Source organism: Acinetobacter lwoffii (genome assembly GCF_052078135.1).
GTDB classification, from domain to species: domain Bacteria; phylum Pseudomonadota; class Gammaproteobacteria; order Pseudomonadales; family Moraxellaceae; genus Acinetobacter; species Acinetobacter lwoffii_Z.
This window is the reverse complement of sequence record NZ_JBQGUZ010000060.1, coordinates 1-1,863: the sequence shown is the minus strand read 5'-3', so window position 1 is coordinate 1,863 and position 1,863 is coordinate 1. Positions and strand designations below refer to the sequence as shown.

The 1,863-nt window shown below is 37.7% G+C and carries 1 protein-coding gene; it reads left to right on the top strand.

Annotation, left to right across the window (positions count from 1 at the left end):
- Positions 1 to 697 precede the first annotated feature (697 nt).
- On the top strand, positions 698 to 1,863 hold a 1,166-nt coding region (locus ACTL4S_RS16380), incomplete at its 3' end, for a multicopper oxidase domain-containing protein (RefSeq protein ID WP_441299678.1).

Genomic DNA, 1,863 nt, shown 5'->3' with positions numbered 1-1,863 from the left:
GACATAGTGATCAGCATCTATATTTTATATCCAGTCCATGGTGATAAAAACCATCATAAACCAGACATTTTTATTGGTGAGAATATAGACACTTTAAATGGGTTCTAACAAACACGTTTCGTATAAGGTGTATTATGTTAATTTTAGAGAAACTACTAAATTATATTGAGTTGTAAATAGTTGAAATTCCGTTAAGATATATTGGATTAAATTCTATTCCTAGATAGCATTCGTGTTGACTCATCTCTCCAAAAAACTTTGGTTTTGTTTTCTTATGGTTTTTGCCATAGGATGGAGTAGTGTGTCTGTTGCATCAGTAAAGATAATGCATATCAATATGCAAACTGAAATGAGCCAAGATCATTGTTTAGATCAAGCACAGCAAGTCACTCAACATGGTATTAATCACGAAGTACAGACGAATACCGATTGCCATAATCATTTAGCTATTAATCAGAATATAGATCACAAAAAGTGTCAGGAATGTTCTAGCTTATCCTGCCAGACACAGATCTCATGTCTTCATTCTTTGCAAAGCTCGCTAGATCCCCTAGATACCTTCTATTCTATAGATCAGCCTAATTTTTATTACCTCAACCAATATCTAAATGGGTATTGGCAAGAAATTTCACGTCCTCCTAAAACTTAACCAATTTTTTTTAAAATTTATTTATTTTTCAAAAATTAAGGTTAAGTTATGTCTCATAAAATTAGTTCGTACCTATTAGCAGGTATTTGTTTTGCATCGTCGCCTTTGGTTTTTGCCGAAGTGCGTGAATATCAGCTTGTTATTGATGAAGCAGTGGTCAGCCCAACTGGAAAGCCTGTAAAGCGCATTACCGTAAATGGTCAATTTCCTGCGCCTTTGCTTGAGTTTGAAGAGGGTGATGAAGCCATCATTCGCGTGAAAAATAATTTAAAAAACCAAGATTCTTCTATTCATTGGCACGGACTGTTGTTGCCGGGCATTATGGATGGTGTACCAGGATTTAATGGTTTTAACGGTATTAAGCCTCAAAGCGAGTATGTTTATAAATTCAAGATTCGCCAAAGCGGGACTTATTGGTATCACGCTCATTCTAAAGGACAGGAACAAGACGGCTTATATGGTTCTTTTGTGATTTATCCAAAAGGTAAAACACCATTGGCAGCACATGAAAAAGCTGAACGTGACTATGTGGTGATGTTGTCAGATTTTCATGAAAAAACCAGTGATCAAATTCAGAAAGATCTTAAAATTTCAGCTGAATATTATCAAGATCAGCGTGAAACCTTGGGTGATGTTTGGAAGCAGGTTAAACGTGATGGCATAAAAGCGACATGGTCTGACCGCAAAATGTGGAATCAGATGCGTATGCTAAAAACCGACATGTCGGATGTTACAGGTTATACCTTCCTCATTAATGGCAAAACACCTGAACAAAATTGGACAGGAATGTTTAAACCGAATGAAAAAATTCGCCTACGTTTTGTGAATGCATCTGCGATGTCTTTCTACGATGTCCGTATTCCTAACTTGAAAATGACTGTGGTTAGTGCTGATGGTCAGCCTGTGAAACCCATTTCTGTAGATGAATTCCGTATTGGTACGGCTGAAACTTATGATGTGATTGTGGAGCCAAAAGGTGGACATTATCAAATTGAAGCTGAGTCAATTGACCGTTCAGGTTATGCGATTGGTACGCTACACAATGAACTAAATCCTGTGACACACGGCATTCATATGCCTCAGCCACGTCCACGCTCGCTTTTGACTATGGAAGATATGGGACATGGTGGTGGTGATCATTCAGGAATGGATCATTCGAAAATGAACCATGGCGATATGAAAGGCACGGATCATTCACAGCATAGCGCAGTAAA